Source organism: Flavobacterium sp. M31R6, assembly GCF_013284035.1.
Taxonomy (GTDB): domain Bacteria; phylum Bacteroidota; class Bacteroidia; order Flavobacteriales; family Flavobacteriaceae; genus Flavobacterium.
This window is the reverse complement of sequence record NZ_CP054141.1, coordinates 3,965,878-3,988,580: the sequence shown is the minus strand read 5'-3', so window position 1 is coordinate 3,988,580 and position 22,703 is coordinate 3,965,878. Positions and strand designations below refer to the sequence as shown.

At 34.8% G+C, this 22,703-nt stretch carries 20 protein-coding genes and 1 tRNA gene; 11 read left to right on the top strand and 10 right to left on the bottom strand.

The window, feature by feature from the left end; translation table 11 throughout:
* Positions 1-275: 275 nt before the first annotated feature.
* Complete coding sequence (gene hisS, locus HQN62_RS16615; protein WP_173505194.1) at positions 276-1,646, top strand: histidine--tRNA ligase; 1,371 nt, start codon at positions 276-278, stop codon at positions 1,644-1,646.
* A gap of 150 nt (positions 1,647-1,796) precedes the next feature.
* Here the strand turns inward: hisS and HQN62_RS16610 are convergent, their stop codons facing one another.
* Positions 1,797-2,489: a carboxylesterase family protein gene (locus HQN62_RS16610; RefSeq protein ID WP_173505193.1), complete on the bottom strand. Its 693-nt coding sequence runs from the start codon at positions 2,487-2,489 to the stop codon at positions 1,797-1,799.
* Between the two features lie 636 nt (positions 2,490-3,125).
* On the opposite strand from HQN62_RS16610, the gene HQN62_RS16605 reads away from it, so the two are divergent.
* Together HQN62_RS16605 and HQN62_RS16600 are read left to right on the top strand one after the other, a co-directional pair.
* A complete protein-coding gene (locus HQN62_RS16605; protein ID WP_173505192.1) occupies positions 3,126-4,889 on the top strand; it encodes an Ig-like domain-containing protein in 1,764 nt (587 codons plus the stop codon).
* Positions 4,890-4,966: 77 nt separating this feature from the next.
* Entirely contained in the window at positions 4,967-6,988 is a 2,022-nt protein-coding gene (locus tag HQN62_RS16600; RefSeq protein WP_173505191.1) for an OmpA family protein, read from the top strand.
* A gap of 118 nt (positions 6,989-7,106) precedes the next feature.
* Here HQN62_RS16600 and HQN62_RS16595 read toward each other — a convergent pair whose 3' ends face one another.
* Together HQN62_RS16595 and HQN62_RS16590 are read right to left on the bottom strand one after the other, a co-directional pair.
* Entirely contained in the window at positions 7,107-7,364 is a 258-nt protein-coding gene (locus HQN62_RS16595; RefSeq protein ID WP_116797356.1) for a hypothetical protein, read from the bottom strand.
* 337 nt (positions 7,365-7,701) lie between these two features.
* Positions 7,702-7,775, bottom strand: a tRNA-Met gene (locus HQN62_RS16590).
* Between the two features lie 162 nt (positions 7,776-7,937).
* Between HQN62_RS16590 and HQN62_RS16585 the strand changes: the two genes are divergently transcribed.
* Together HQN62_RS16585 and HQN62_RS16580 are read left to right on the top strand one after the other, a co-directional pair.
* Positions 7,938-8,330 (top strand): START-like domain-containing protein, encoded by a 393-nt coding sequence (locus HQN62_RS16585; RefSeq protein ID WP_116797373.1) that lies wholly within the window; start codon positions 7,938-7,940, stop codon positions 8,328-8,330.
* Positions 8,331-8,395: 65 nt separating this feature from the next.
* A complete protein-coding gene (locus HQN62_RS16580; protein WP_173505190.1) occupies positions 8,396-9,235 on the top strand; it encodes an aminotransferase class IV in 840 nt (279 codons plus the stop codon).
* On the opposite strand, the gene HQN62_RS16575 is transcribed toward HQN62_RS16580, so the two are convergent.
* The 5 genes from HQN62_RS16575 to HQN62_RS16555 all read right to left on the bottom strand — a co-directional run bounded on the left by HQN62_RS16575 (position 9,232) and on the right by HQN62_RS16555 (position 13,803).
* Positions 9,232-9,792 carry a YqgE/AlgH family protein gene (locus HQN62_RS16575; protein WP_173505189.1) on the bottom strand — a complete coding sequence of 187 codons (561 nt, stop codon included), beginning with the start codon at positions 9,790-9,792 and terminating at the stop codon, positions 9,232-9,234. The genes HQN62_RS16580 and HQN62_RS16575 overlap by 4 nt on opposite strands.
* 127 nt (positions 9,793-9,919) lie before the next feature.
* A complete protein-coding gene (locus HQN62_RS16570) occupies positions 9,920-10,192 on the bottom strand; it encodes an HU family DNA-binding protein (RefSeq protein WP_077375548.1) in 273 nt (90 codons plus the stop codon).
* Between the two features lie 182 nt (positions 10,193-10,374).
* Positions 10,375-11,322, bottom strand: a complete 948-nt coding sequence (gene fmt, locus HQN62_RS16565; RefSeq protein ID WP_116797376.1) for a methionyl-tRNA formyltransferase — start codon at positions 11,320-11,322, stop codon at positions 10,375-10,377.
* Positions 11,322-13,217 carry a RecQ family ATP-dependent DNA helicase gene (locus HQN62_RS16560; RefSeq protein ID WP_173505188.1) on the bottom strand — a complete coding sequence of 632 codons (1,896 nt, stop codon included), beginning with the start codon at positions 13,215-13,217 and terminating at the stop codon, positions 11,322-11,324. Before HQN62_RS16560 ends, fmt begins: the two co-directional genes overlap by 1 nt.
* Positions 13,218-13,269: 52 nt before the next feature.
* Complete coding sequence (locus tag HQN62_RS16555; protein WP_173505187.1) at positions 13,270-13,803, bottom strand: AAA family ATPase; 534 nt, start codon at positions 13,801-13,803, stop codon at positions 13,270-13,272.
* Positions 13,804-14,194: 391 nt separating this feature from the next.
* Here HQN62_RS16555 and HQN62_RS16550 point away from each other — a divergent pair, with 391 nt between their 5' ends.
* From HQN62_RS16550 to HQN62_RS16535, 4 genes are all read left to right on the top strand, one after another.
* Positions 14,195-14,491: a DUF493 family protein gene (locus HQN62_RS16550; protein WP_111410678.1), complete on the top strand. Its 297-nt coding sequence runs from the start codon at positions 14,195-14,197 to the stop codon at positions 14,489-14,491.
* 2 nt (positions 14,492-14,493) lie between these two features.
* On the top strand, positions 14,494-15,204 hold the full coding sequence (locus HQN62_RS16545; RefSeq protein WP_116797379.1) for a DUF4290 domain-containing protein: 711 nt from the start codon (positions 14,494-14,496) through the stop codon (positions 15,202-15,204).
* Positions 15,205-15,330: 126 nt separating this feature from the next.
* Positions 15,331-16,647: a UDP-N-acetylglucosamine 1-carboxyvinyltransferase gene (gene murA, locus HQN62_RS16540; RefSeq protein WP_116797380.1), complete on the top strand. Its 1,317-nt coding sequence runs from the start codon at positions 15,331-15,333 to the stop codon at positions 16,645-16,647.
* Between the two features lie 88 nt (positions 16,648-16,735).
* Positions 16,736-17,611 carry a cation diffusion facilitator family transporter gene (locus HQN62_RS16535; protein WP_173505186.1) on the top strand — a complete coding sequence of 292 codons (876 nt, stop codon included), beginning with the start codon at positions 16,736-16,738 and terminating at the stop codon, positions 17,609-17,611.
* 72 nt (positions 17,612-17,683) lie between these two features.
* Here the strand turns inward: HQN62_RS16535 and HQN62_RS16530 are convergent, their stop codons facing one another.
* Both HQN62_RS16530 and aroQ read right to left on the bottom strand, forming a co-directional pair.
* The gene (locus HQN62_RS16530; RefSeq protein WP_173505185.1) at positions 17,684-20,149 is read right to left on the bottom strand and encodes a DUF5686 and carboxypeptidase regulatory-like domain-containing protein; all 2,466 of its coding nucleotides are present in this window, start codon (positions 20,147-20,149) and stop codon (positions 17,684-17,686) included.
* A gap of 88 nt (positions 20,150-20,237) precedes the next feature.
* Positions 20,238-20,651: a type II 3-dehydroquinate dehydratase gene (gene aroQ, locus HQN62_RS16525; protein ID WP_116797382.1), complete on the bottom strand. Its 414-nt coding sequence runs from the start codon at positions 20,649-20,651 to the stop codon at positions 20,238-20,240.
* A 446-nt stretch (positions 20,652-21,097) separates the two neighbouring features.
* Between aroQ and HQN62_RS16520 the strand changes: the two genes are divergently transcribed.
* On the top strand, positions 21,098-21,700 hold the full coding sequence (locus tag HQN62_RS16520) for an outer membrane beta-barrel protein (protein WP_116797383.1): 603 nt from the start codon (positions 21,098-21,100) through the stop codon (positions 21,698-21,700).
* 77 nt (positions 21,701-21,777) lie between these two features.
* Entirely contained in the window at positions 21,778-22,674 is an 897-nt protein-coding gene (locus tag HQN62_RS16515) for a site-specific tyrosine recombinase (protein WP_116797384.1), read from the top strand.
* Positions 22,675-22,703: the final 29 nt, after the last annotated feature.

Sequence of the window (22,703 nt, the reverse complement as noted above, 5' to 3'; positions counted from 1 at the left end):
CCATTTGAGAAATTAGCATAAATAGTTGTAAGGAGCTGTTCCAGCTATCCGCTATATCTTTTATGCCGAACCCCGGCATAAAAGGATACCGCTTCTATCTGGGCTAGGACATTTCGTTGTTAAAGAGCTTTAAAATTAAATCACAAATTTTTCAAAAGGAATTATTTTAAAAGTAAGATATTTGCAGAGTGATATAGAGGATTCCGTTTTCGATTAAGAAAGTTTTACTTGAATCTAATGATCTATAAATCCAAAAATCTAATAATCTAAAATAAATGGCTTCAAAACCGAGTATTCCAAAAGGAACCAGAGATTTTTCACCTGCTGAGGTGGCAAAAAGACAATACATTATCCAAATCATAAAAAGCAATTTCGAGAAATTTGGATTCCAACCTATAGAAACTCCTTCATTCGAAAACTCCGAAACCTTAATGGGGAAATACGGAGAAGAAGGCGACCGATTAATTTTTAAGATATTAAACTCGGGAGATTTTTTGGCAAAGGCCAATGAGACTCACTTGGAAGCCAAAGACAGTACACGATTAACGTCAAGTATTTCGGAGAAAGCCTTGCGTTATGACTTAACTGTTCCGTTTGCACGTTATGTGGTGCAACACCAAAACGAAATCGAATTTCCGTTTAAAAGATACCAAATCCAACCTGTTTGGCGTGCCGATCGTCCGCAGAAAGGGCGTTTCAGAGAATTTTTTCAATGTGATGCCGATGTGGTTGGGTCCAAATCACTTTGGCAGGAAGTAGAGTTGGTACAATTGTACGATTCTGTTTTTACTGCTTTGGGATTAGCAGGTGTTACGATAAAAATCAATAACCGAAAAATACTTTCCGGAATTGCCGAAGTGATTGGTGCATCAGATAAGTTGATTGACTTTACAGTAGCCTTGGACAAATTGGACAAAATAGGAGAGGACGGCGTAAAGAAAGAAATGATTGAAAAAGGAATTGCCGAAGAAGCGATTGCCAAAGTACAGCCGTTATTCAATTTCACGGGAACAATCTCGGAGAAAATTGAAAAATTATCGATTTTACTTTCTTCGTCCGCCGAGGGGATGAAAGGTGTTGAAGAACTGCGTTTCATTTGTGACAATGTGATCAATTTAGGATTGTCAACGGCTAGTTTGGATTTGGATGTGACATTGGCAAGAGGTCTGAATTATTATACAGGCGCTATTTTTGAAGTAGCTGCTCCCAAAACCGTTGCTATGGGTTCCATCGGTGGTGGTGGTCGTTATGATGATTTGACCGGTATCTTTGGATTAAAAAATATGAGTGGAGTAGGAATCTCTTTTGGATTGGACCGAATTTATTTGGTGGTCGAAGAGTTAGGATTGTTCCCGGAAGCGGTAACATCTACTTCAAGAGCTTTGTTTATCAACTACGGTGAGAAAGAAGCTTTCTATTCTATGAAAGCAATCAAAGAATTGCGCGCTTCGGGAATAAAAGTGGAATTGTTTCCTGATAATGCCAAAGTCGCCAAACAATTCCAACACGCCGATAAACGATTTATCCCTTATGCGGTAATCGTGGGCGAAGAAGAAATGAATGATAATCAATATAGTTTAAAAGACTTAGTTTCTGGAGAACAGAAAAAAGTAAGCTTGGAAGAGCTGAAAGTGATTTTAAAATAATAAAGAGTTAGACACTAATTGCACTAATTGGCACGAATTAGTTTGTGGAATTAATTTCACAAATTAAGTCAACCTCAAGGTTCGTGTTAATTCGTGCAATTCGTGTTCAAAATTGACTGTTAATTGGCTATCAAATAAGATAGCCTTTTTTTATGGAATAAATTTAATTTGGCTTAACATCCAGTTGTAGATTTTGTCTTCTCTAAAATAACGTTCTACACTGCCGTGATTCCCGCCCTTAACAATGGTAAAAGTAAGATTGGCATCGGGATTGCAAGTCTGTATGGCTTTGACCATTTTTCTGGATTCAGATAATGGTACGATATAATCTTTGTTTCCGTGAATAACCCACAAAGGAACTGTTGCCAGGTTGCAGGCGTCTTTTGTGTTTCCGCCTCCACAAATGGCTACTGCTGCAGTGATTTTATCGGGATATTTGCCCGCAAAATCAAAAGTACCATATCCGCCTAAACTCATTCCGCATACATAAACTCTCGATAAATCGGTGTTGTAATTGTTTTGCACATATTCCAAAAGTTTTAAGAGCTTGTCTGGATCCCAAGCACCGTGAGCTACCTGAGGCGCAATAACTATTGCCGGTATTTCTTTTCCTCTTTCGATGGCCCGAATCACACCGTAACGTTTTACTCGGTCCAAATTGGTTCCAGACAGGCTTTTTCCGTGAAGAAATAAAATGATAGGCGCTTTTTTGTCCAACACCTCCTGATTAGGCAGATTGATCCAGAAAGGGTATTCGGTTTGGTCTGTAATTGCTTTTAGTTGCGCTTGTGCAGTAGGAATGCCACAAAGCATAAGTAGGTAAAGTAAAATATAAAATCGCATTAGTTTGGGGGTAATGTTTTGAAATGGGGTCGCAAATTACCTTTTATAATTTAAGGAGGCAACTTTTTACGGATAAAAACAAAAAAGCAAAATTTCTTCCTTTAGCCCAATGTCATTAAGTTAAGAGATTTCAGATTTTTGATTTCAGATTTGTTGTTGCTAAATATTAGATTGTCGATTTACGAAGTCTGTTACATCTTAAATCAAAAATCGTTAATCAAACATCAGCAATCATTTTATTATTTGAATCCTTAACTTAATGATATTGTTCTTTAGCCCCAATAGTAATGGAAATCCTTGTGAGCCGGGGTTCGGCTCGCAAGATTGCAATGGATTGCTTCGCCAGTTCGGCTTTCAGCCTCGTGTGCGGGACGATATTTTCTAAAATGCCACCCGAGCGATAGCGAACGGGCGAAGCAAATCTTTCTGCTCCAAAAAAATATAATTGAATGTAACTGGTGTGAACTACGGATAGTGATCTTGTCTTTAAATTGTTGACGATAAATCATTTATTTGGTTTTAAAAAACAAAATAGTGTGAATAATGCAAGTCTTGTTGTGAATTGTATAATATTTTTTGAGGATAATAAAATCACCTTTGTTGAATGAAATTATTTAATTCCTAAAACAAAATAAAATGAAAGCTAAAATTTTACTATTCACCTTTGCGATACTATGTATTGCATTAATTACCGGATGCGAAAATGACGATTTTAAAGAAGTTGTTGGTGTATGCCCTATTGTCGCGTCGACTACTCCTTTGAGTAATGCATTAAATGTTCCTTTGGGGCAAGTCATTACCGCAACATTCAATGAGGAAATGGATCCAAGTTCAATTACTTCGACTTCATTTATGGTAGTTGGAGCTGCACCCATAGCGGGAACGGTTACTTATACAGACAACACTGCTTCATTCACACCAGCAGTTCCGTTGGCAGAAAACACCACTTATACAGCTAGAATTAGCACAAAAGCAAAAGACGTGATGGGTAATTTTTTGCAGGCAGAATATGTGTGGGTATTTTCAACAGGTACAGTTTTAAGACCTGTAGTGATTACAACAGATCCAATTAATAATGCCATTGCTGTGAAATTTGATAAAACAATATCGGCGACATTCAATATGGCGATGAATCCATCAACATTCAGTGGGACAACTTTTAAAGTTAATCAAGGCGTTAATGTTGTGGCAGGAGCAATTTCCTATACAGGTTCAACGGTGTCTTTTGTTCCAACAAATCCTTTATTGGCAAATAAAATCTATACAGTAACTATAACGAATGGTGTTAAAAATTCATTGGGTACCGCAATGGTTGCAGATTATATCTGGAATTTCACAACAGATATTGTGCCAACAGTAACCGCAACAGATCCAGTTAATAATGCCATTAATGTTGCCTTAAATCAAACAGTAACTGCAAATTTCAGTACCATAATGGACGCTGCTACAATCAATGGGACTACGTTTACTTTGAAACAGGGAGCAACAACAATTCCAGGAACAGTTTCTTATTCAGGTACTACAGCATCGTTTAATCCAACCAATTCACTTGTGTTAGGAACAGTTTATACCGCTACAATTACAAGTGGTGCCAAAAATGTTGCAGGAACGGCATTGGCCAGTGATTATGTTTGGAATTTTACAACAATATCGACTCCTCCTGCCGCTATAGTAATAGATCTAGGTACAGCCTCTGTATTTGGTGCTTTTGGTGGAAACGCTGGAATAACAAATCAAGGATTGAATACAGTAATCAATAATGGAAGTATAGGAACAACTGCTGCTTCGACTCTAATTACAGGATTTCACGATAGTGTTGCAATTTATACGGAGACCCCTCTTAATGTCGGAAACGTGAAAGGCAGTATTTTTTCTGCGCCTCCAGCGCCCGGAAATGCTACTTCATTTGCAACAGCACAAAAAGCATTGCTTGATGCAAATGCAGCTTATTTAAGTATTTCGCCAGCTTCAAAACCAGGTGGTTCTGATCCAAATGCAGGTGAATTAGGTGGATTGACATTAGCTCCGGGTGTTTATAAATCAGCCAGTGGTACTTTCAAAATCAGTAATGGCGACCTTACGCTTGACGCACAAGGTGACCCAAATGCAACTTGGATTTTTCAAACTGCATCATCACTTACTGTTGGAATTGCAGGGCCTACAGGAGCTAAAAGTATAATAATGAAAAATGGTGCATTAGCCCAAAATGTGTTTTGGTACGTAGGTAGTGATGCAACTATTAATGGTGCAGGTGGGGGAACAATGGTTGGAACCATAATCGCTAATTCAGGTGTTACTTTTTCTACTGCTGGAAATGCAAGCCAAACCGTACTCAATGGTAGAGCAATATCTTTAGTCTCATCTGTGACTATGGTAAATACAACTATTAATGTGCCATAATAACATTTCTAAACAGTATATCCCGTTTTCGGACGGGATTCTTCTCAATAAAAAAATAACATCTAAATAGACATAAAATGAAAACTAAAATTAGTTTTAAAACGGAATCATATACAACGTGGATTTCAGAGAATATTCTCTTAAACAGCCTTTTCTTATTGACGTTGTTGTGCTTAAGTGCTCAAACAAAGCTTCAGGCACAAGAGGTTAGTTACACAAAACCTTCTTGGTACTTTGGTGTTGCAGCTGCCACCAACTATAGTTTTTACCGTGGTTCGACACATCAGCTTAATTCGAGTTTAACTCCCCCGGTGACTTTTCATAATGGAGAAGGAGCAGGGCTTTATTTGGCACCGCTTATTGAATTTTATAAACCGAATACAATATTGGGATTTATGTTTCAGGCAGGTTATGACAGTAGAAAAGGTTCTTTTGATCAGAAAGCCACTCCTTGTAATTGCCCCGCAGATTTATCTACTGAATTAAGTTATATCACTGTAGAGCCAAGCATTCGTATTGCGCCTTTTAAATCTAATTTTTATATATACGGAGGTCCGCGTTTGGCTTTCAATGTGGATAAATCATTTAAATATCAGTTAGGAATTAATCCTGCTTATCCCAATCAAGAAGCATCGCCTGAGGTAAGAGGTGATTTTGACAATATTGACGAAACACTTATTTCTATGCAAGTTGGAGCAGGGTTTGACATTCCGTTATCTTCACAAAAACATAAAACACAATTTCTTTTGTCTCCGTTTGTGAATTTTCAGCCTTATTTTGGACAACATCCACGTTCAACCGAGACTTGGAGTTTAAGCACTCTTAGGGTAGGTATGGCGCTTAAATTTGGACAAGGAAGTAAAGCGGAAACTCCAGAAGTGGTAGAATCTTCGGTTCAGTTTTCGGTCCATGCGCCTAAGAATATTCCGGAAGAACGTAACGTAAGAGAGGTATTCCCTTTACGTAATTATGTTTTTTATGATCTTGAATCAAATAAAATACCAAGTCGTTACAAATTATTGCAAAAAGAAAACGTAAAAGATTTCAATGAAGATCAGATAGGAGGAGTTACGGCTTCTGTGAATCCATCGGGTCGTTCTGCACGACAAATGACGGTTTATTATAATGTAATCAATATTTTGGGGAATCGAATGGTAAAAAATCCTTCAACAACTATTACACTTGTTGGTTCTTCAGAAAAAGGATCCGAAGATGGTGTTGTGATGGCCGAATCTATCAAAACATACTTAGTTAATGTTTTCGGAATAAATTCGACAAGAATAACTACTAGAGGGCAGTTAAAACCTAATATTCCATCTGAACAACCTGGAGGGACAAAAGAATTGGAATTGCTTCGCGAGGGCGACCGTAGAGTTTCCATCGAAAGTAATTCGCCTGAATTATTGATGGAATTTCAAAGCGGTCCTGATGCTGTATTAAAACCATTAGAGTTTGTCACTGTTCAAGAAGCACCTATAGACAGTTATGTTACCATTGATGCAACTGGTGCAGGACAAGCGTATTCGTCATGGTCTTTGGAAACTACTGATATAGACGGGCAAATGAAAACTTTTGGTCCTTATACGCAAGAAAAAGTAAGCATTCCGGGTAAAAGTATCATGGGAACTCGTTCTGAGGGGGATTATAGAGTAAAAATGATTGGGAAAACCAAAAGTGGTAAAATTGAAGAAAAAGTAACCACTACTCATATGGTGCTTTGGACACCGTCTAAAACAGAAGAAGGTCTTAGATATAGCATAATTTTTGAATTTAATAAATCAAAAGCAATTGCCATGTATGAGAAATATTTGAGAGAGGTTGTTACGCCTAAAATACCTAAAAACGGTGTTGTCATCATTCATGGTCACACGGACATCATTGGTGAAGAGTCTTATAATTTGAATTTATCTTTGGATAGAGCCAATGAAGTAAAAGGTATTATGGAAAACGCATTGTCGAATTCAGGCAGAAGTGATGTAAAATTCGAAGTGCATGGTTTTGGAGAAGACGAAAGTATGTCTCCTTTTGAAAATAAACTTCCTGAAGAACGTTTTTATAACCGTACCGTGATAATTGACATTATTCCTGCAGCAAAATAAAAATAAATAAATTTGGTTGGTAGTACTCTTTTAGAGTTTAAAAAGACAGGGATTTAAGTTCCTGTCTTTTTTTTGTTTAAAAGGTTTTGTCCAAAAAATAACTTAACCGGTAATTTTTTTATTCCTTCTTTTCTAAATCGATAACTTCATTAATCTGGTCAAGTATATTCGTTTGATTGGGGGAAATATAATTTTTCACTTCGCTGGTATTTTCTTTCTTGAATAGAAGATCTAACGCATTGTACAGTCTTAATAAAACGTCTCGATCGGCTGCCTCAATCTCTAAAGCAGTATTGAAATTAAAAACATAATTATTCGAATTGCGAACTTCTACTTTTATCGTTTTTGACGTGATTTTAAATTTGACTATATCCATATTGTTCTATTGCTCTTTTTAGGGATTTGACATTCTCTTTTCGAGTTCTGCTTTCTATTATATTTTTGCCGAAAATACTATTTTGATTTGATGTAAACACAAATTCTTCTATAAAAGAGTATTGTTTAGCTCGAAAAGCTCTGTCAGCTTAGGAAATTAAAGATATAGACAAAAAGCTCGATTTCATTTATATCTTTATTTTTGTTTAATATTTATATCTCAATTTATAAAATTCCTCACTTCAGTTTCTCACTCCGAGTATACAACAAATGAAATTTTAAGACATTGTACAAATAAAAAACCCTCAAACAATTGATGTTTAAGGGTTTGTTTTTTGTAGCGAAGACGGGAGTTGAACCCGTGACCTCAGGGTTATGAATCCTGCGCTCTAACCGACTGAGCTACCTCGCCATATTTGGGATATATCCTATCCCTGAATGCGGGTGCAAATATAAAACAATAATTAGAGTTTGCAAGCGAAAAACAACAAAAAAAAATTTTTTTTGAAAACGTTTTTTTTTTGAGGTAATAATCTATATATTTCCAGAATATTAGACAAAATTAGACAGATTCATGGATTTAAAAGTGCGTTACGAAATAGAATTCCCCATAAATTCTTCTCCTCAATTGTTGTATCAATACATTTCGACACCTTCGGGTTTGTCTGAATGGTTTGCCGATAATGTAAATTCTCGTGGTGAGTTTTTTACTTTTATCTGGAATGACTCCCAAGAGAAAGCAAGATTGGCTTCCAAAAAATCAGGGGAGAAAGTGAAGTTTAAATGGGTTGATGACAACAATAAGGATACCGAATATTTTTTTGAGTTGAATATCTTGGTCGATGAATTGACCAAAGATGTTTCTTTGATGGTGGTTGATTTTGCTCATAAAGAGGAACTTGAAGAAGCGACCCAGCTCTGGGAAAATCAAATTTCAGATCTAAAACATGTTATAGGTTCGGTGTAGTAGAATTGTATATTATAACTTATATTTGTCACGCTTTTTAGCGTGACTTTTTTTTGAAAAATAGTATGATAAATTTTAATGGTTCGATAGTGTCTGAGGATGCAAATATATTGGTGCAAAATAGAGGCTTTTTGTATGGTGATGCAGTTTTTGAGACTGTGAAAATTGTAAGTGGGAAAATTCTCTTTTTAGAAGATCATTACTTCAGGCTTATGTCATCAATGCGTGTGATTCGAATGGAAATTCCAATGAATTTTACGATGGAATACCTAGAAGAACAAATTCTTACTTTGGTTAAAAATAATAATATAGAATCGTCTTCAAGAGCTAGAATTACGGTTTATAGAAATGATGGAGGATATTATTTACCACAAAACAATACGGTTTCTTTTTTGATACATGCTATTCACCTTGAAAATACAGCATATTTGTTTAATGAAAATGAATATGAAGTTGATTTGTACAAAGATTTTTACGTCACTAAGCAATTATTGTCCTCAATTAAAACGACAAACCGTCTGATAAACGTGACAGGAAGTATTTATGCTAGTGAAAACGGATTAGATAATTGTATTCTATTAAATGATGCGAAAAATGTTGTTGAGGCTTTACAGGGTAATATTTTTATGCTAAAAGACAATAAGCTAATCACTCCTCCAGTTTCAGAAGGTTGTTTGAATGGGGTTATGAGGAAACAAATTTTAGAATTGGCAAAAAAAATGACTGCTATTGAAGTAATAGAGGGAATTATTTCGCCTTTTGATCTTCAAAAAGCGGATGAATTGTTTGTGACAAATGTTATTAAAGGTGTACAACCAATTACAAAATACAGAAAAAGAGAATTTTCGATTGAAGTTTCTAAAACTTTAGTTGCAAAACTGAATGAATCTTTAAACTTGGTTTAGTTTAGATAAGGGTTTTCGGGAGCGTTGGACCAAATAAGGTATTCACCTCCCAGTTCTATGATTTGTTCTTTCCAGAAATGAGCAGTTGATTTTCCGATTATTTTATTCTCGTAATTGTTTCTGGTGATAATCCAAGAATTGGCTTCCATTTCTTTTTCAAGTTGGTGCTCTTCCCATCCTGTGTATCCCAAAAAGAAACGAATGTTCTCTTTTTTTATTTGGCCTTTATTAATGAGTTCTTTTGTTGATTCAAAATCACCTCCCCAATAAATTCCGTTGGAAATCTCGATACTATTCGGTATTAATTCGGGGATGTTATGAATGAAGTAAAGATTATCCTGTTCTACAGGTCCACCATTAAAAATCTTAAAATTGGCATTAATTTCAGGAATCAAATCATTGATGGTGTATTTCAATGGTTTGTTCATGATAAAGCCTACAGAGCCATCCGCATTATGATCTGCCAAGAGGATTACTGATCGATTAAATGATAAGTCTCCAATTATTGATGGTTCAGCAATAAGTAAATATCCTTTGTTTAATTTTTCTGAAATCATAAGGCGATATTTTTAATTAAATTTAAGAAAATTTAAATTGACTAACCAAATTTTTTCGATTTTAATCGTTTAAAAGCAAAAAAAAACCTTCCAATCGGAAGGTTTAATTATATAAGATAAACTATAGTTAGTTTACTGCTCCTTCTAAATCTGCTCCAGCTTTGAATTTCACAACATTTTTTGCAGCGATTTGAATAGTTTTTCCAGTTTGAGGATTTCTTCCGTCTCTTGCAGCTCTTGAAGATACTGACCATGATCCGAATCCAACTAAAGATACTTTACCACCTTTTTTCAAAGTTCCACCTACATTTCCTAAAAATGATTCTAATGCTAATTTTGCAGCAGCTTTTGTGATTCCTGCATCAGCAGCGATAGCGTCGATTAATTCTGATTTGTTCATAATAATTTGATGTTAATTGTTGGTTAAAATAATTGTTAATTAGAACAAAATTAACAGGAAATACGGTCTTTGCAAGTGTTTTATACATTTTTAGTGTATTTTGTTAATAACTTACAATCTTTGTTCATAAAGTTGGCTAAAATTCTGAAAAAAATAGCACTTAACTCCTGTTTTTATTGACATTAATAGACTTTTGCGCTTTCTGAAAAAGTAATACCGTTTAATAATTCAGCAGTAGTCATTTTCTTTTTTCCTGGGAATTGAAGGGATACTATTTGAATATAACCTTTATTTACTGCAACTTTCATTTCTTTTTTGGTGCAAAATAAGCTGCCAATAGTGTGATTATGTTCTTCTGTAATAGCTTTAGATTCGTAAATTTTTACATTCCATTCTTCGCCTTTGTCGCCAAAAAAACACCAAGCAGCGGGGTATGGACTTAAGCCTCGAATCAAATTGTAAATTTCTGTAATCGATTTTGACCAATCAATTTTGCAATTTTCTTTATTTAGTTTGTATGCCGTTTTGATGTCTGAAGAATCATTCTGAATTGTAGTTGTTGCATTTCCGCTTTCAATTACTTTCAATGTGTCTATTACAGTATCACATCCTAAATGCATTAATCTATCGTGCAATTGCCCAGCATTTTCAGTGTCATCGATTGCTGTTTCGGAACTTAAAATCATCGCTCCGGTGTCTATTTTATCATCGATAAAAAAAGTAGTCACACCAGTTTTGGTTTCTCCATTGATAATTGCCCAGTTAATCGGCGCTGCTCCTCTATAATTAGGAAGCAATGAAGCATGCAGGTTGAATGTTCCCAATGATGGCATTTCCCATACTACTTTTGGCAACATTCTAAAAGCAACAACAATTTGCAGATTAGCGTTTAATGATTTTAATTCTTCAAGGAAGCTCTCGTCTTTTAGATTAGTAGGTTGCAATAAGTTTAAATTATTTTCCAGTGCATATTCCTTTACCGCCGAGTATTTTAGTTTTTGTCCTCTTCCTGCAGGTTTGTCAGCGGCTGTTATTACACCTACCACTTCATAGTTGTTTTTGATTATGGTGTCCAGAATGCCAACGGCAAATTCGGGAGTTCCCATAAATATAATTCTTAATTTTTCCATTAGGCTTTTAAAGTGTATTTATTATTTTTTTGAATTATTAAAAGATCGTCTTCCAGTAATTGTTGCAATACAAAGGTAACATCGTCTGAAGTGTTTTTTGTCTTCTCTTGAATTTCTCTTGAATTTAAATCTTCGCCTTGCAATAAAGTCATAATTTTTTTAGAAAGAGCATTGTAATCTTTTTTAGGTTTAACCAGTGTTATGCAGTAGGAACAAATGCCGCAATTGGTAGTTGCTTTTTCGCCAAAATAATCCAAAATCATTTTGCTCTTGCAAACATTCTTTTCCTTTACATAATTAAGTACCGATTGCAATTGTTCTTTTTTGAGTTCGTTTTGTCTTGATAAATATTTAGAAACTTTATTAATCGTTCTTTCGTCTTCCCGAATTTCATTGAAAATTAATGTAGCGTCATTATTTTTAGAATGGTATTCTATAATTTCTTTGTCTTTTAGTTTGTGCAATACGGCTAGTACTTCGACTTCGGAATGATGGGACTTCTTGGCAATCATTGGTAAATTGAATGCGGTTTGCATTTCATAAACTCCAGGATAATTCCTGAGTATAGTCAAAATGATTTCCTCGTCATTGGGATTCAAACTCGTATAACGAATGACTTCTTTGGATGGAATTAAAAATTGTAATGTGATTTTTTCCGAAAATTCCTGGGACAAAGTCAGAACGCCCTGTCCGTCCAAAAAACGCATTGCATTGAATGTTTTCTGTGTTGGAAATCCGTATTTTAAACAAAAATGATGCAAATTAAAAGAGAATTCCTCGTTTATCCCCTCTCCATAGGCTATGCGAAAATAATTGCAGAGTTTGACATACATGGTGTTCAAAAAGGCTTTGTCCGGCAAAACGTTTATGAACTGACTTTCGGTTTGGATAATATCCGATGGGCTAGTCAATAAAACGGCATACGCTTTTTCGCCATTTCTTCCGGCACGTCCCGCTTCCTGATAGTAATTTTCCATATTCTCGGGTAACTGAATGTGAACAACGGTTTTGACATTAGGCTTGTCAATTCCCATTCCAAAGGCATTTGTGGCAACAATAACGTGTGCTTTTTCTTCCATCCAGAGTTGCATGTTTTTGTCTTTTTCTCTGGATGTAAGTCCTCCATGATAATAAGTGGCTTGAAACCCTAACGTTTGTAATTGGGTAGAAATGTCTAGACACGATTTTCGGTTTCGAACATAGATGATGGAAGGCTGGGGATTTTTTTTAAGAATTTGCTGTATTCGAAAAAGTTTGTCTTCCACTTCAAAAACCATGTAGGCAATATTTTTTCGGGCAAAAGACTTTTCAAACTGCTTGGGATTGTGCATCCCCAGTTCGGTAATGATGTCTTCTTTTACTCTGGGCGTGGCAGTTGCTGTCAAAGCTAAAAATGGAACTTTTGGGAAATAGGTTTTCAACGCCGAAATCTTCAGATATGCCGGTCGAAAATCATGTCCCCATTGCGAAACACAATGCGCTTCGTCAATAGTTATCAAGTTTATGGGAAGATTTTTTATGCGTTCCAAAATCCAATCTGATTGCAAACGCTCTGGAGATACGTACAGAAACTTATAATTTCCAAATTGACAATTGTCCAACAAGTCAATCATTTCTTCAGATCGTATACCTCCAGTTAAAGCAATGGCTTTAATTCCTCGATTTTGCAAATTGGCAACTTGGTCTTTCATCAAGGCAACCAGCGGAGAAATAACCAAGCAGATCCCTTCATTCATCATACCCGGCACTTGAAAGCAAATCGATTTCCCGCCACCTGTGGGCATTAAGGCAAAAGTATCTTCGCTACTCAAAACAGAATCAATAATTTCTTTTTGTAGCGATCTAAAGGTAGTATGTTGCCAATATTTTTGAAGAATTGCTAATGCTTCTGGCATTATTTCTGGTTTAGATTTTTAATAATTTACAATCTTGATTTTCAAGAAATTGCTAAATTTTATCTAATATAAAAAGAATTCTGTTATCCACACTATCTTTTGGCACTTCAATTAGATTATATCCATAATCTGTGTACGTTTTAGTAAGGTGTTTGTAGATTGTTTTTGCCTGTTCAAAGTTTTCATAACGCTCACTGTCACTTTCATAAATCTCCTCCCAAGGCGGAAGCATAAAAATTTTGGTATATACATTTTCGCGACAAGCATTATCAAAATGCTCTGGAAAATCATCACCAATATAATCTAGGTAAGCAAGAACGTCAGGGATTCCACGGTCAATAAATACCCATTTATGAGGTTCATTTTGGGCGTTGTTAAATTGTTTTATTCTGCCGTCAAGCAACATTTGGCTAAACAATAAAGGGTCTTCCAGAAACAATTGTTCAATACCTCTTTTCTGTGCTTCCAGTGTAACTTCACGAGAAATTTCGGGATAACAGCAATAGCCTTTCGTTTCGAGGCCTTTAATAATAGAGCTTTTCCCAGTACCAGGGCCGCCAATGATAACAATAATTTCTTTCTGCACTTTCTGTAATTAAGCGGCAAAAATACTCAAACTTATTGGAAATTAAAAAGTTTATTGATTGCTAATTGCAGCCGAATATTTTGGAGCGAAAGATGGGGCTTTTTCAGGAAAAATAGTTCCTGCTGTCCGCTATATCTCCCGATTAACAAAAACTACGGCAAAAAGCCTTGTTTTTCTAAATCGGGAGATGCCACTTCCATCAGGGCTAAAGGAGAGGCATAGTGTGTTTTTGTAAACATAATTTTGATTGAAATTTATCTTAAAATAAAAGAAAAATGTTAGAAAGGCACTTCTTATTTTGAAAATCTTAAAACGATACTTATAATTCCTAAATCTAAAATCTAAAATCTAAAATCTAAAACGTATATTTGCCTTTATTTTTAATTTAAGAATGGACAACGATAAAGAAAAAGAGACTGCAGAGTTTTATGAAAGACTGAAGGCCGAGTTAGATCTAAGTAATTCTTGGCCTGCAGAATATTTGTTTAAATTTATAGTTCCCACAACCGAGGAAAATATCCTGAAAGTAGAAGATGCATTCAATTGCATGGGGGCAGTAATCAAAACAACAAAATCCAGAACAGGGAAATTTACCAGTATTTCGGTGGATTTAATGGTTAAGGATTCGCAAGAAATAATTGACAAGTACCAAGAATTATCCACAATAGAAGGTATAGTTTCCTTATAATTATGATCGAAAAATATAAAAAAGAAAACGCGAACGATGTTGTTTTCAATTTGGAATACAATTCCGAAAGAAAGCATTTAATCATTCCTGAATATGGTCGTCATTTGCAAAAATTGATTGAGCAGGCTACTATTATAGAAGATGATGCAGAACGCAACAAAGCTGCAAAATATATCATTCAGGTAATGGGAAGTTTGAATCCTCACTTGAGAGACGTACCGGATTTTCAGCACAAACTTTGGGATCAGCTTTTCATCATGTCTGATTTTAAGTTAGTAGCCGATTCACCTTATCCGATTCCGTCAAGGGAAGTGCTACAATTGAAACCTGATGTTTTAAAATACCCGCAAAATTACCCAAAATACAGGTATTATGGTAATAACATCAAATACATGATTGATGTGGCCAACAAATGGGAAGAAGGAGAAATGAAAAGCGCATTGGTCAAAGTAATTGCCAATCACATGAAAAAGTCCTATTTGAGTTGGAATAAAGATACTGTAAAAGATGACGTGATTTTTGAGCATCTTTATGAATTATCAGACGGGAAACTGAATTTGCTGCAAAGTTCAGAGGAATTATTAAACACCACCGATTTATTAAGAACCAACAAGAGGGTTTCTAATAAAATTGGTCCGGCTGGACAACCAAAAATTCAAAGCAACAAGAATAATAAAACGGGAAAACCAAAACCGTTCCAAAAAAACAAATAAAAAAGAGATGCTAAGAAACTGAGACCCTAAGTTTCTGAGATATTGAATGAAAGTTCACTGAAATCTTAGAAACTTAGGGCCTTAGAAACTTAGAATCTTTAAGTCAAAGAATCTTAAATCAAAAACATGGAAGTTTTCAAAATAGAAGGAGGAGTTCATCTAAAAGGGGAAGTAATACCGCAAGGAGCGAAAAACGAAGCGTTACAAATTTTGTGTGCTGTACTTTTAACGCCAGAAAAAATAACAATCAACAATATTCCTGATATTATCGACATTAACAAATTGATAAAACTTTTAGGGAATTTGGGAGTTAAAATTGAGAAACTAGGACATGGTTCTTATACTTTTCAATCCGATGAGGTAAATGTTGAATATCTGGAAACCGAAGCTTTCAAGAAAGAAGGAGGATCTCTTCGTGGTTCCATTATGATTGTTGGACCGCTTTTGGCACGTTTTGGAAAAGGGTATATCCCGAAACCGGGTGGTGACAAAATTGGGCGAAGAAGATTGGATACCCATTTTGAAGGATTCATCAATTTAGGAGCAAAATTTAGATATAACAGAGAAGACCATTTTTATGGAGTAGAAGCTCCGGACGGACTTGTTGGTGCCGATATGTTATTGGATGAAGCATCTGTAACCGGAACTGCCAATATTGTTATGGCTGCCGTTTTGGCCAAAGGAAAAACAACTGTTTACAATGCTGCCTGTGAGCCATATTTGCAACAACTTTGTAAAATGTTGAACTCTATGGGAGCTAAGATTACAGGAGTTGGTTCTAATTTATTGACTATTGAAGGAGTTGAAAAATTAGGTGGTTGTGTTCATAGAATTTTACCGGATATGATCGAAATTGGTTCTTGGATTGGTCTTGCGGCTATGACAAGAAGTGAAATTACAATCAAAGATGTAAGTTGGGAGAATCTAGGTGTGATTCCAAATGTATTCAGAAAACTAGGAATTACATTAGAGAAACGTGGAGATGATATTTTTATTCCAGAACATAAAGATGGATACGAAGTAAAAACCGATATCGATGGTTCAATCCTTACTATCGCCGATGCACCTTGGCCAGGATTCACACCCGATTTGCTGAGTATCGTATTGGTAGTGGCAACACAAGCCAAAGGTGATGTTTTGATTCACCAAAAAATGTTCGAAAGTCGTTTGTTCTTTGTCGACAAATTGATTGATATGGGAGCCAAAATCATGTTGTGTGATCCACATAGAGCTGTGGTTATAGGTCATGATTTTAAATCCGTTCTAAAAGCAACAACAATGTCTTCTCCTGATATTCGTGCAGGAATCTCATTATTGATTGCGGCATTATCTGCAAAAGGAACCAGCACAATCCAAAATATTGAACAAATTGATAGAGGATATGAGCGCATAGATGAGCGTTTAAGAGCAATAGGAGCAAAAATAGTTCGAGAAAAACAATAAGAAATAACAATTTAAAATCGCTTAAATAAATTTAATTTTCATTTGAAATTAGTTTGTTTAAGCGATTTTTAGCATTATAAATTGGAATATGAGGGATAAGACTAATGAGCAAAAAGCCATAAAAGCGACCTATTTTAGTATAATTGGGAACACTTCCCTCGCTCTTATAAAAGGATTGGCTGGCTTTTTCGGAAATTCCTATGCTTTAGTGGCTGATGCAATAGAGTCTACAACAGATATTTTTGCTTCTCTTTTGGTTTTATTTGGGATAAAATATTCCAATAGACCAGCTGATGACAATCATCCCTACGGGCACGGTAGAGCCGAGCCATTGATTACCTTTTTGGTAGTTGGTTTTTTGATTACATCGGCTACGATTATTGGTTATGAGAGTATCATAAATATTCAAACTCCCCATGAATTACCAAAATCTTGGACGCTTTATGTACTTGGCGCCATCATTCTTTGGAAAGAGTATTCGTTTCGATTGGTGATGAAAAGAAGTAAAGAAACCAACAGTTCTTCTCTCAAAGCCGATGCATGGCATCACAGAAGCGACGCTTTAACTTCAATTGCTGCATTTATAGGGATTTCGATCGCTTTGTTTTTAGGGAAAGGATATGAAGCAGCCGATGATTGGGCGGCATTGTTTGCTTCAGTTTTTATTTTGTATAATAGCTATTTAATTTTTAGGCCCGCCCTTGGCGAAATCATGGATGAACATTTGTATGATGATTTGGTTGAGGAAATTAGGGAAGTATCTCATCAAGTGGATGGAATTATTGATACTGAAAAATGTTTTATCAGAAAAGCGGGGATGAAATACCATGTTGATCTTCATGCTAGAGTAAAAGGTTCAATTACGGTAAAAGAAGGACATGATTTGTCCCATTTGCTAAAAGACACACTACGGGAGAAAATACCGGAATTGGGTCATGTCTTGATTCATATTGAGCCGGATTAGAAATAATTATAAAAAGCAATACCAATACTGTTCAAAAAGTATTGGTTTTTTTATTGCTATTTGGAATTAAATTTAATTCAAGAATTTTATTCCAACAATTACACCGTCTTTTTGAAATCCATTTTGATAAGAACGAACATAATCCAGTCGGAACATTTTGAATTTTCCAAAACCGAGATTATCCAAGCCTATACTGTATTCGGCATACGGATTTCTATTGGGTATAGCTAGCAGGTGATAACCTAAAACTAAGTTTGATTTTAGCAGATTTAACAACGGGATTTTATTCATGAGATAGCCTTTGTCATTGTGTTCGGTATGCAGTTCAAAATAGCTGTCGTTGGTGCTGTTGGTGTAATAAGGCATCAAATTGAATACGTTCAAATAACTTTCAGAGAACCCGATATAGGTTTGATTGCCATTAAAATGTTTGTAATCTACGAATGAAATTTGATCGGCATTAAAGAATTTGCCTCCTTTTGCATTCAAGGATAAAATGCCTTTGTTTCCAAGAGTTGCGTTATACTCGATCTTGGCTTTAAGATGATCAAATTCATAGTTTTTTTTGCTCCCAGCAAATCCTTTTTCATAACCCAATGTCAGAATAGGATAATTTCCGTTTGAAAAATTATACTTTCCGTCTGGACGTGTGATATAATCTTGGTCAAAATTGATTGTAGCTTCCACTTTGGCTTTTACCAAATTGTATTTTTCGAATGCAGGAATTGTATAATCTTTCGGTGCCCAAGGATTATTGGATGTGTAGTTTTTTTCTTTTGGAAAAAAGGTTTGGTCTGTGGTGTTTGATAACGGTTTGTTTTCAAGATAATCGACTTTGGCTTTCATGAAAATCCCATTAGTTACTTCTCGTTGATATAAAAATGAGATAAAATTATTTTCATAAATCTTCATGAAATTTTCTTCGAAAAACAAAGTGGTAACGGAGTTTAATAATTCTTTTATAGGCTTTTCTTCATTGAACTGGGCTACACGATTTCCGCCTGAAATTTGAATTTCACTTTTGTTCGTATTATTGAATTTATGGATAAAGCTTCCCGTTGACCTAAATTTGTCTTCGGAGAAACCATAATCAAAATCAGCTCCAAATCGAGTGTATTTCCCGTTTTCACGATCGTTTTTTGTATAGGACAATCCAGTAGCAATTTTCCAGCCCTGAACCGTGTTGAAATTAACACCTGTTAGTATTCCAGCATAGTTTGCAGACCATTTTTGAAAGGAATTTTTATAAGTATAGCCAGTAATTGGATCTAAAAAGTGGAATTTATTATTCTTTTTGTCGATAGAATCTAGGTATACCTGTGATTTCTTTTTGGTCTGCAAAATATCTTTCTTGGTGTAATCGGTACTTTCTTCGATGGTTAGAGGGATTGGACGAATGGTATTCCAATATTCGTCTCCTTTTTTGTTGGCATTTTCTTCAAAAGTCAGAACTTCTTTTGTGAAGGTTTTTTTTGTGAATGTTGGTTCAAATTCAAAATTTGAAAAGACATAAGTGAATTTTCCCGAAACATTAATACTTAATATTCCGAAGATGAAATCGATAGTTTGAGTATTCTTTACCCAAATTTTGCTTTCTGAATTGTAACTGAAGTTTTGTTTTAAAGTCAATAAGTTCAACGCGGGATTTTGCATTTGTTCTCCTTTAATGTTAACATCAACTGCATATATTGCCCAACTGTCATCTACAATATAAATGTAGCCTTCCATGACGGGTTCTGATTCTCTTTTTGGAGTGACTTTTATTTTATTGATTTGTTGGTTGTTTTCGTTGTAAAAGGAACCTTCCAGTTTGTATTTATAGTAGTTAAAAGCATTGTCAGCAATTGGAGAAACTACATTTACATCAAATGGCAAATAATTATCATAAAAATCAAAATTGGCTGATGCAGCATTGTTAAAACTGAATCCACTATCGTTGCCGCTTACTTTGGATGCGATAATGGTCTCTTTCATTTTGTCTGGCTTCTGGAAAGCGATTTTTGAAACGGTTTCCGATAAATAGAGTATACCACTGCGGGTGGAATCCAGTACTTCATCAAACATGTCTAATTTCTTCCCTAGAATCTTTTTCGGGGCGTCTTTGATTCGGAAAATACCTCGAGAATAAAAATCGGCCTTGTATTTAGCTGTTTTTTCAATGTTTACTTTTTTACTGGCAATGGCATTCTTTATAATTTGATTGGCGGGATTGTCTTTAGGATTAATCACAACTTCATTTAAAGTAAAACTTTCCTCTACCAATTTTACATCCAAATTATAAGGAAAAGAGGTAATGTCCAAATCTAGTTTTTGAGTTTTGAATCCTAAAAATTGAAATACAATTGTGTGTTTTCCGAGCTTTTTTGTGCTTAATTCATAGAAGCCTTGCTCGTTGGAAGTTGTTCCATTATAGGTGTTGTCTTCATAAATGGTAACGGATGGCAAAGGATTTCCTTTATCGTCAGTTATTTTGCCTTTAATTTGGGCAAAACTGAAAAGGCCATTAACTAAAAAAAAGAACAAAAAAGCATTTTTCATAAATTGTAGTTTTAATGTTGGACGCTTTTTTGTAAGATTGTTACATGTAAATAGAGCTGGTTTATTGTAAAGATTTGTTAAAAAAATACTATAAAAATGACTGAATAGCCAAATCATAACTTTTTAAACCGAACCCTAGAATTACACCTTTGGCATTTCCAGAAATATAAGATTGATGTCTGAAACTTTCACGCGCATAAGTATTTGAAATATGAACTTCAATTACTGGGGTGGTTACTGCTTTTATGGCGTCTCCAATTCCTATTGAAGTATGAGTATAAGCGCCAGCATTAAGGATAATACCATCATAATTAAAGCCTAGTTCCTGTATTTTACCAATTAATTCTCCTTCGATGTTGCTTTGATAGTAAGTTAATTCTATTTTGGGAAACTTATTTTTTAAAAGTTCAAAATAATCTTCGAAAGTTTGGGTTCCATAAACTTCAGGTTCTCTTTTTCCCAGTAAATTTAAATTTGGACCATTAAGGATGGCTATTTTCATATGTTGATATTTATTGTTTTTTATAGGTCATATGTAATTGATGGGAGCTATTATTTTATTGGAGCCATCGAACTACGTTTCGCATATCATAATTGGTACTAGTGACCAATTTAGAGTCATGCTCATTTCTTAATTTTTTTGTTTTTGTAAAAATAAATAATCCCTATAGATTAAAGATGTATTTTTTGTCAAAAAGCCATTGTTTTTTTTAATAAAACGAAGTATCGTTGTTTTGTTAGGAATAAAAGTCTCTTTTTGGATTCTACAATGTGATTTGTTCTTTTAGTTTTTCTTAAACTGTTTTTGTTTAGTTATTTAATTTTTTGTTTTATTTTAAGAAATAGAAGTTTAAGAAGTTATTTTAAGATTAAATTAAGTTTTGGTTGATTAATGTTAGTCGGTATTTCGTACATTTATTCACGTATTAACAAACAAAACAAAAAAATATGAAAAAAATTATTTTATTATTGGTAGCAGTTTTTGCTTTTAGTTTTGCAAATGCTCAAGAATCGGGAATGACTAAGGCTACTTTTTCAAAAGGAGATATGTGGCTTGAAGGCGGAATTACTTTAACTACTGGAGACAGCAGTAACGATTATTTTGCGTTAACACCTAAATTTGGTTATTTTTTGGATGAAAAATGGGCTGTAGGTGCTGATTTTAATATCTCAACAGTGTCTTATTTGCCTAACAGTAATAATCTTGACAAATCAAGCTCGTATGGAATCGGAGTATTTGCAAGATATTATTTTTTGAATTTAGGAAATTTCAAGGCATTTGGAGAAGCGGGATTGGGTTATAACCATACAAAATTAGAGTATATTAATGGTTCTACTAATATGAATAATGGTATCAAAGCCAATATTGATTTGGGAATCAATTATTTTTTCACTCCAAAATGGGCTGCAACATTTACGCTAGCTGAGATTTTAAGTTATAATAATGCAAACCCTGAAAATGGTTCAAGTACTAGCGACTTAGTGATTAATGTGAATTTATTCAACAATGTCTTTGCTCAACCTAAATTTGGACTATTATACAAATGGTAGTTTAATTATTTCGATTTATCAAAACCTCTCAACTCGAGAGGTTTTTTTTTACCTAAAAAAGTTCTTACTTTGTTCAAATGAATTGGGAATCGTATCTAAAGAGTTATCAGTCCTATCTTAAGATTGAAAGAGGTTTATCAAAAAACACCATTGATAATTATTCTTTCGATATTGAGCGGTTGTGTTTGTTTTTGAATCAAAATTCGATTCAAGTTTCGCCTATAACCATTAATGAAGAAACAGTGCAGCAATTCATTTATGCTGTTTCCAAAGAAGTAAATCCTAGATCACAGGCCCGAATAATTTCGGGTTTGAAAAGCTTTTTCTCATATTTAATATTTGAAGATTTTAGAAATGACAATCCTTTGGAATTGATAGAGTCTCCGAAAACAGGACGCAAACTGCCTGATACCTTGGCAGTCGAGGAAATTGACGCCATTATTTCGGCAATCGATTTGAGTTCCAATGAAGGGGAGCGTAATAGGGCATTGCTGGAAACTTTATACGGTTGCGGACTTCGGGTTTCCGAATTGGTAGCCTTAAAAATATCCGATCTGTTTTTTGAGGAAGGATTTATCAAAATTACCGGAAAAGGGAATAAACAACGTTTTGTTCCAGTGGGGGATTTGACCCAAAAATACATTGGAATTTATAGAAATGAAGTGCGCGTTCATTTAAATATTCAAAAAGGTTTTGAAGATACTTTGTTTTTGAACCGAAGAGGGCGACAATTGACGCGGGCTATGATTTTTACTATTATCAAGGATTTGGCGGTAAAAATCAATCTGAATAAAAAAATAAGTCCGCATACTTTCAGGCATTCTTTTGCCACCCATCTGTTGGAAAATGGTGCCGATTTGCGCTCGATTCAATTGATGCTTGGTCACGAATCCATTACTACGACAGAAATTTATGTGCATTTGGATAGAAAATTTTTAACAGAAGTAATGAATGCTTATCATCCTAGGAAGTAATTTTTGTATTAAATCTAGTATTTTATGTT